Raw genomic sequence first — 7890 nt, 5'->3', positions numbered from 1 at the left:
ACTGCAGGGGGGACCCTGTGGGAGAGTAGGACGCCGCCGAACAATTCTTCTGAAAAGCCCCTGATCCATTCGGATCGGGGGCTTTTCGCATTTCCCGGAAACCGGACTCGACGGGCTGGACGGCAGTCAGCCGCCCCGGCGGGACAGCCAGTTCCGTCGGCGCGGTGCGGCCACCGTGCCGACGGGCGGCGGGTGGAGGGTGGCCACGGCGCTGCGGATCAGGATGCGCACCCCCTCGGCCGCTGTCTCCGCCGACATCGAGGCGCTCTTCTCCTGGCCGGACGCCTGGCTCGGCAGGTAGGGCAGGCGTGCGAACCCGCCGCGCAGCGCCGGGCGTTCGGTGGCGATCAGGTGGGCCAGCCCGTAGAAGACGTGGTTGCAGAGGTGGGTGCCGGCGGTGTGCGACAGGGTGGCCGGGATGCCGGCCTGCTGGACCGCCTCCACGCACGCCTTCACGGGCAGGGAGGAGAAGTACGCGGCCGGACCGGCCGGCACGACCGGCTGGTCGACCGGCTGGTTGCCCTTCCGGTCCGGTCCCCGGACGGCGTCGTCGAGGTTGACCGCCACCCGTTCGACCGTGAGGTCCGGGCGGTTGCCGCCCTGGCCCGTGGCGATGACCAGGTCGGGTTCGAAGCGGGCCACCGCCCGGTGCAGTGCGGTGATCGAGTCGCCGAACACCCAGGGGAGTTCGGCGAACTCCAGGGCCACTCCGGCCGGCGGAGCGGCGGCGACCAGCCGGCCCGCCTCCAGGGACGAGTTCAGGGGATCGCGGCCGAACGGTTCGAAGGCGGTCAGCAGGACTCGGATGATGGCGGACCTCCCGGCCGATGGGAACGTACGGACCCGATTTGTGCCGTTCGAGCGTAGGGCCGTCCCGAATATCCCGGCAAGCCCCGGCAAGCCCCGGCGGTTTCCGGTGGGCACCGCGACCCGAGGTCGCGTCAGGTCCGGCGCAGCGCACCGTCCGCGCGCAGGGAGGCCAGGGTGGGGTAGCCGTCGACGGCCATCAGCAGGTCGGCCTCGGCGAGCAGGGAGCGCAGCACGTGGACGATGCCGTCGGTGCCCTCCAGCGCCAGGCCGTAGGCGTACGGGCGGCCCACGCCGACGGCGGTGGCGCCGAGGGCGAGAGCCTTGACGACGTCGGTGCCCGAGCGGACGCCGGAGTCGAAGAGGACGGGCAGCCCGTCGGCGGCGGCGACCACGTCGGGGAGCAGGTCGAGGGCGGCCAGGCCGCCGTTGGCCTGGCGGCCGCCGTGGTTGGAGCAGTAGATGCCGTCGACGCCGCCGTCCCTGGCGCGGCGGACGTCCTCGGGGTGGCAGATGCCCTTGAGGAGGATCGGCAGGTCGGTGAGTGAGCGCAGCCAGGGCAGGTCGTCCCAGGTCAGCGGGTTGCCGAAGACGCCGGCCCACTCCAGGACGGCGGCCTGCGGGTCCTCTTCCGGCGCCTTGGCGAGGCGGGCGCGGAACACCGGATCGGAGGTGTAGTTGGCCAGGCAGTGGCCGCGCAACTGGGGGAAGTTGGCGGTGGCCAGGTCGCGCGGGCGCCAGCCGGTGACCCAGGTGTCCAGGGTGACGACGATGCCCCGGTAGCCCGCGGCCTCCGCGCGGTGCACCAGGCTCTCGGCCAGCGCGCGGTCGGTGGGGGTGTAGAGCTGGAAGAAGCCGGGGGTGTCGCCGAACTCGGCGGCCACCTGCTCCAGCGGATCGACCGTCAGGGTGGAGGCGACCATCGGCACGCCGGTCCTGGCGGCGGCCCGGGCGGTGGCGAGGTCCCCGTGGCCGTCCTGCGCGCACAGGCCGATCACCCCGATCGGAGCCATGAACAGCGGGGTCGGCAGCCGCAGGCCGAACAGTTCCACCGAGAGGTCCCGGGTGCTCGCGCCGACCATCATCCGCGGCACCAGGCCCCACCGGTCGAAGGCGGCGACGTTCGCGCGCTGGGTGGACTCGTCGCCGGCCCCGCCCGCGACGTAGGAGAGCACCGAGGGCGCCAGGGCCGCGCTCGCCCGCGCCTCCAGCTCGGTGAAGGCCATCGGCATCGTCGGCAGCACACCGCCGAGCCCGCGCAGGTAGATCTCGTGCTGGTAGTCGCCGAACCGCCCGTGGAACGCCGGGGCCATCCGCTCGCCGCTCCCCGGCGTGCTGCCCACCTGCTCGCCGCCCACCTGCTCGCTGCCCATCCGCCGGCCGTCCTTCCGTCCGCACCCGCCCGGGACCGTCCCGGCGGGGTGCCGTCAGCCCACCAGCCCACCCCGCAGGACGTGCGGGTGGGCTGACGGCACCCCGGCATTCTCACCACGAACCGCGCCGACGACCAGGGTCGGGGCACGGGCGCGTCACGGCGCCGGCACGGGACGGACCCGGTGGCCGTACCGCCACACCGCGGCCGAGGCGAGCAGCGCGACCGTCCCGCCGAGGAGCATGACCGTGGTGGGGGAGGAGCGGTCCACCACCACGCCGCCGGTCAGCGCGCCGACCGAGAAGCCGGCCTGGAACACCGAGGTGAACACCACGCCGGCGCCCTCCGGGGCGTGCGGGGCCGCGGCGAGGAACCAGGTGAGCGAGCAGACCGGGACGGCGCCGTACGCCACGCCCCAGAGCGTCAGCAGGACGGCGGCGCCCGGACCGCCGGTGCCCAGCAGCGGCAGCAGCAGGGCCGCGGCGGCGAGCAGGACGGTCGCCGCGCCGAACACCGGCCGCAGTGCCCGGGCCGCGCGGCCGCCGGCCAGGACGTTGCCGAGCAGCCCGGCAGCGCCGTAGACGAGCAGCAGGGTGGTGATCAGTCCGGTGCCGGCGTGGGTGGTACCGGTGAGGAAGGGGGTGACGTACGTGTAGCTGCCGAAGTGGGCCGGCACGATCAGCAGGGTCACCGCGATGCCGGTACGGGTGCCCCGACCGGCCAGCAGTCCGCGCAGCACGCCCAGCCCGGTGGCGGTCAGCGGGGGCAGCGGCGGCAGCGACCGCAGGAGGGCGGCCAGGGCGACCAGGGTCAGCGCGGCCATCGCGAGGAAGGCCGCCCGCCAGCCGGCCAGCGAGCCGAGGAACACCCCCGCCGGCACGCCGAGCACCGAGCCGAGCGGCACGGCGGAGAAGATCAGCGTGTTCGCCCGGGCCCGCCGGTGCTCGGGGACGAGGCGCGGCGCGAGTCCGGAGCCGATCGACCAGAACGCCCCGATGACCAGGCCGAGGGCGACCCGGGCGGTCAGCAGCGCCCAGTACGCCGGGGCGAGCGCGCTGAGCAGGTCCGCCAGGGTCAGTACCAGCAGCAGCGCGCAGAGCATGGTCCGCCGGTCCGCGCGCCTGGTCGCGACGGTCACCACGGGCGCGGCCACCGCGGCGACGATGCCGGGCAGGGTCATCATCAGCCCGGCCGTGCCGTCGGAGATCCGGAACGTGGCGCCGATCGGGGTCAGCAGGCCGATCGGGAGGATCTCGGTGGTGACGATGGAGAAGACCCCGGTGGTCACGGCGAGGACGGCGAGGGTGCCGCCGTCCCGGGTGTGGGGCTTCGGGACGGGCGGAGCGGAGCGGGGGGTGGTGCCGGTCGGCATGCCGGAGATCCTGTCGACGGGTGGTGGGTCTGTGACCCGAAGTCCACCAGTGCGAGCGGGGGTTGGGCTGGCGTGAATCCGACGTCAACGCTTCCGCGGCGGGGCCGCGTCCCGGCGCTCGCCGGCGAGGCGGCGCTGCTTGGCGCGGTGGACGAGCACGCCGAGGATGCGCTGCCAGGTCGGCGAGGCCTCGGCGATCCGGGCGAAGATCACCGCCTGGTTGCCGGGTCGGCTGCTGTCCCGCCCGTGGGCGAGCTCCCAGGCGTCCAGGTCGTCGATCAGCCGGTCCACCCGCGGATCGTCGGGCTCCCAGTCCAGCGACTGGTCGCAGAGCAGGAACAACCGTGTCGTCTCGGGGTCGTCGAAGCTGGCGTTCTTCTCCCGGATGCCCCGGCGCACGGCCTCCGGGTCCAGGACCTGGAGCAGGATCCAGGTGTCGCGTTCGAGCCGCACCGACCGTTCACTGACCCCGAGCGCGCGCATCCGGTCCAGGATGGCGACCACCTCGGGCGGCAGTGCGAGCCGCTCGCCGCTCGCCAGGTCGGCGATCCGGCGGCGGTGCTCGGCGAGTTGCTCGATCCGGCGCTCCAGTTCGGCGTCGAGGTCGGTGACGGCGGCGGCGAACTCCTCCGGCCGCGCGTGCAGCAGGGCCTGGATCCGGGCCAGCGGCACCCCGGCGTCGGCGAGCGTCCTGATCCGGATGAGGTCCACCGCGGCCTGCGCGCTGTACCGGCGGTAGCCGGAGCCGTCACGCTCGGGCTCGGGCAGCAGTCCGACCTGGTGGTAGTGGCGGACGGTGCGCACGGTCACGCCGGCGGTCGAGGCGAGTTGACTGATCGTGAGCACCGTCCGGCTCCGCTTCTGTCGAGGTCAGGGGGTGAGGCCGAGGTCGCGGTGGATGTCGAGGGGGATCGCGGGACGAAGTCTAGGCGCGGCCCGCCCGGTCCACGACGTCGCGGATCGCCTGGACCACGGCATCGGCCCGCTCGAAGACCAGCTGGCTGTGGCCGGTGTCGGAGAGGAGGCGCTGCTCGCCGTCGGTGACCGCGCCGACCATGGCCGCGTCCAGCCGGGTCTTGCCGTCGTGAATCGCCCGCAGGGTCTCCTCGGACATCAGCGCCTGCTGGCCGGGGTCGATGCCCAGCGGGGTGAGCGCGATCACCGGGACGTCGGGGAGGTCGGGGCCGGCCCGCAGCTCGTCGGCCAGGTCGGCCATCGAGGCGCGCTCGGCGATGCCGGCGTGGATCCAGCGCTCGCTCACGTGGTACGCGGCCACCGCGTCCCGGACGTCCGCCGGGTAGTCCACCAGAAGCTCCTCGCACATCCGCCGGATGGCGGGGAGCGCCTGCCGCAGCTGCTCCTCGGTGGGCGACAACCGGACGCTGGCGGCCAGGCTCGCCTCGGCGGGCACGAAGTCGTCCCAGTCCCGGTGGAAGGCGTCCAGCCAGACCAGCCCGGCGACGTCCTGCGGGTACAGCTGGGCGAACCCATGGGCGTAGGCGCCGCCGAGCGAGTGCGCGACCAGCACGAACGGGCCGGGGACGTTCTCGGCGCGCAGCAGTTCCCGCAGTTCGGCGGCGACCTCGGCGGAGGTGCGGGGCAGCGGGACCTCGTCGCTGTAGCCGGTTCCGCCGCGGTCGTACACCACGGCGGTGGTGAACTGCGAGACGCCCTGCTGGACCCCGAAGTAGTCCAGGCCGATCGCGCTCGCGCCGGGCAGGAAGACGACGGCGGGCCCGCCGCTGCCCTGGCGGTGCACGTAGAGGTGGCGGCCGTCGATCTCCTGGAAGCCGCCGACCGGGGGGTGGAGCGGGGCGGTGGAAGTGCTCTCGTTCTTCATGCGGCAAGCCTCCAACCCTGACGTAGCGTCAAGGTCAAGCCGTCCCTGGCGGCACCCGGCGGTGGCGGTTCCCGCCGGGCGTCAGCCGGTGGCGTAGTGGGTGCCGGCGAAGCGGTTGCGGTACTCCGTCGGCGTGGTGCCCAGCGGCGAGGCCGTGGTCCTGGGGTCCGACTGGGCCGGGTGAGCCGGGTGAGCCGGGTGAGCCGGAACGAGGCCTCTGGAGGGCAGGCAGAAGGCCCGGTCGGCGTCGCCCGGCCGGGTTTGACGGGTTGTCGCGGCTTCCACCACCCTTCCACTAATCGAATAGTGAAAGGGTACTTTGTCGATGCCCGCTTCCGTCTCCCCGGCCGCCCGGCCTTCCCCGGCTTCCCGGCCTTCCCCGTTCTCCCGGCTGGCCCTGTTCTTCCGGCCCTCCACGTCCTCCCCGCCCGCGCAACCCGCCGTGCTCGCACTGGCCGTCCGGCGCGCGACACCCCTCGCCCGCCGCCCCGCCGTGCTCGCCTGGGCACTGGCGGCCGGGTTCGCCGCGCTGTACGCCTGCGTCGGCGTCAACCGGCACCGGCGCGGCCTCAGCAAGGCCTACGACCTGGGCATCTTCGAGCAGGCCATCCGGGCGTACGCCCACGGGCAGGCGCCGATCGTGCCGCTCAAGGGGCCCGGCTACCACCTGCTCGGGGACCACTTCCACCCGCTGATCGCCGTCCTCGCCCCCGCCTACCGGGCCTTCCCGAGCCCGCTCACCCTCGTCGTCGCCCAGGCGCTGCTGATGGCGCTCGCCGTCGTCCCGCTCACCCGCTGGGCTCACGAGGTGGCCGGGCCGCGGGTGGCGCTGCTCGTCGGCTGCGCCACCGGGGCCTCCTGGGGGATCGTCCGGGCGGCGGCCGACGACTTCCACGAGATCGCCTTCGCCGTCCCGCTGCTCGCCTTCGCCGTCACCGCGCTCGGCCGGCGCCGACCGCTCGCCGCCGCGCTCTGGTCGCTGCCATTGCTGCTGGTCAAGGAGGACCTGGGGCTGACGGTGGCCGCCGTCGGCGCGCTGATCGCCTGGCAGGCCCGGCGGGAGCGGCACCGCAGTCCGCTGCCCGGGCTTGCCCTCGCCGCCCTCGGCCTCGTCGCGACCGCGCTCACCGTGCTCGTCGTGCTGCCGGCCTTCAACCCCGAGGGGGGCTTCGACTACTGGCGGCAGCTGGACGGCGGCGAGCAGCCCGCCCTCTGGCTGCTGCCGCTGCGGATCGGTTGGCCGCCGGTCAAGTGGCTGCTGCTGTTCCTGCTCGCCGCCACCGCCGGCTTCGCCGGCCTCCGATCGCCGCTCCTGCTGCTCTGTGTTCCCACCCTCGCCTGGCGGCTGTTCTCGGACAACTCGCACTACTGGGGCGTCAGTTACCACTACAGCGCGGTGCTGATGCCGATCGCGCTCGCCGCCCTGGTCGACGTCCTGCGGCGCGTCGACGTACGCCGAGCCAGGCGCGCGCTCGCCGTCAGCGCCCTGGCGACCGCCGTGACGCTGCCGCTCTACCCGCTGCACGAGGTGGTGATGCCCGAGGCGTGGCGCACCTCGCCCCGGCTCACCGAGACCCGGGCGCTGCTCGGTCGGATACCCGACGACGCCACCGTGGCCGCCTCCAACCGGCTGGCGGCCCAGCTCACCTCCAGGGCGGAGGTCACCCTGGTGTGCCGGGCGCCGGTGGGCCCCGGGCCGCAGTGGGTGGCCGTCGACCTGCGCGACCCGAGCGTGCAGTCCCCGTGCGCCACCGCCGACACCGCCCGGATGCTGGGCGTCTACCGGGAGCGCGGCTACCGGCCGCTGATCGAGCAGGACGGCCTGCTCCTGCTGCAACGCCCCTGAAGCGCCTCGTACGGGGCATCCCGGCGGCCCCCGCATCCCGGCGGCACCCCCAGGTCCGGCTTGACCCGCGCGCCGCAGTGGGCCACGATTCCACTATTGAACTAGTGAAAGGCCGGAAAGCCGGTGATCGAGTACCGCATCGAGCGGCGCAGCGGTGTCTCCACCTACCAGCAGATCGTGCAGCAGACCAAGCAGGCCCTGCGGCTCGGACTGCTCCAGCCAGGAGACAAGTTGCCGACCGCCCGTGAGGTGGTCGAGGCGACCGCGATCAACCCCAACACCGTGCTGAAGGCCTACCGCGAACTCGAACGCGAAGGGCTGGTCGAACCCCGCCCGGGGCTCGGCACCTTCGTCCGGCGCTCACTCGCCCGGCCGGGGGCCGCGGCCGACGGGCCGCTGCGCGCGGACCTGGTCGGATGGGTGGACCGGGCCCGCGCGGCCGGGTTGGAGCGTGAGGACATTGCCGCGCTGATGGCCTCCGTCCTGGAGCAGCGCTTCGACACCGGGGTCACCGGCCCCGACAGCGGGGCCGCGAGCTCCGACACCGGGGTCACCGGCCCCGGCAGCGGGGCCTGAGACTCCGACGCCGGGGCCGCGCGCCTCGACACCGGGGCCCGAGACGCCCCGGCAACACCGAACGAGAACAGTGGGGG

8 protein-coding genes are annotated in these 7890 nt (G+C 74.2%); 2 read left to right on the top strand and 6 right to left on the bottom strand.

Annotated elements, in window-relative coordinates; translation table 11 throughout:
* Positions 1-126 precede the first annotated feature (126 nt).
* From pcp to ACZ5OX_RS37885, 6 genes are all read right to left on the bottom strand, one after another.
* Complete coding sequence (gene pcp / locus ACZ5OX_RS37910; RefSeq protein WP_465636585.1) at positions 127-810, bottom strand: pyroglutamyl-peptidase I; 684 nt, start codon at positions 808-810, stop codon at positions 127-129.
* Positions 811-941: 131 nt separating this feature from the next.
* Positions 942-2120, bottom strand: coding sequence for an alpha-hydroxy-acid oxidizing protein (locus ACZ5OX_RS37905; RefSeq protein ID WP_465636584.1), 1179 nt, complete (start codon positions 2118-2120; stop codon positions 942-944).
* A 216-nt stretch (positions 2121-2336) separates the two neighbouring features.
* Positions 2337-3551 carry an MFS transporter gene (locus ACZ5OX_RS37900; protein ID WP_465636577.1) on the bottom strand — a complete coding sequence of 405 codons (1215 nt, stop codon included), beginning with the start codon at positions 3549-3551 and terminating at the stop codon, positions 2337-2339.
* A gap of 84 nt (positions 3552-3635) precedes the next feature.
* Positions 3636-4397 carry a MerR family transcriptional regulator gene (locus ACZ5OX_RS37895; RefSeq protein ID WP_465636575.1) on the bottom strand — a complete coding sequence of 254 codons (762 nt, stop codon included), beginning with the start codon at positions 4395-4397 and terminating at the stop codon, positions 3636-3638.
* 79 nt (positions 4398-4476) lie between these two features.
* Positions 4477-5391, bottom strand: a complete 915-nt coding sequence (locus tag ACZ5OX_RS37890) for an alpha/beta fold hydrolase (protein WP_465636573.1) — start codon at positions 5389-5391, stop codon at positions 4477-4479.
* Positions 5392-5472: 81 nt separating this feature from the next.
* Positions 5473-5676: a hypothetical protein gene (locus ACZ5OX_RS37885; RefSeq protein ID WP_465636572.1), complete on the bottom strand. Its 204-nt coding sequence runs from the start codon at positions 5674-5676 to the stop codon at positions 5473-5475.
* Positions 5677-5716: 40 nt separating this feature from the next.
* Here ACZ5OX_RS37885 and ACZ5OX_RS37880 point away from each other — a divergent pair, with 40 nt between their 5' ends.
* Together ACZ5OX_RS37880 and ACZ5OX_RS37875 are read left to right on the top strand one after the other, a co-directional pair.
* A complete protein-coding gene (locus ACZ5OX_RS37880) occupies positions 5717-7237 on the top strand; it encodes a DUF2079 domain-containing protein (protein ID WP_465636570.1) in 1521 nt (506 codons plus the stop codon).
* Positions 7238-7360: 123 nt separating this feature from the next.
* Positions 7361-7813 carry a GntR family transcriptional regulator gene (locus tag ACZ5OX_RS37875; RefSeq protein WP_465636568.1) on the top strand — a complete coding sequence of 151 codons (453 nt, stop codon included), beginning with the start codon at positions 7361-7363 and terminating at the stop codon, positions 7811-7813.
* Positions 7814-7890: the final 77 nt, after the last annotated feature.

It is taken from the genome of Kitasatospora sp. NPDC032121, assembly GCF_055580145.1.
The sequence above is the reverse complement of the archived record's forward strand: the minus strand, read 5'-3'. Positions and strand labels throughout refer to the sequence as shown.

What these genes read in the sequence shown, in the direction of transcription:
- ACZ5OX_RS37905 (WP_465636584.1), bottom strand. Translation starts at nt 2,120, where the DNA reads ATGGCCCCGGCGTTCCACGGGCGGTTCGGCGACTACCAGCACGAGATC.
- ACZ5OX_RS37900 (WP_465636577.1), bottom strand. Translation starts at nt 3,551, where the DNA reads ATGCCGACCGGCACCACCCCCCGCTCCGCTCCGCCCGTCCCGAAGCCC.
- ACZ5OX_RS37890 (WP_465636573.1), bottom strand. Translation starts at nt 5,391, where the DNA reads ATGAAGAACGAGAGCACTTCCACCGCCCCGCTCCACCCCCCGGTCGGC.
- ACZ5OX_RS37880 (WP_465636570.1), top strand. Translation starts at nt 5,717, where the DNA reads ATGCCCGCTTCCGTCTCCCCGGCCGCCCGGCCTTCCCCGGCTTCCCGG.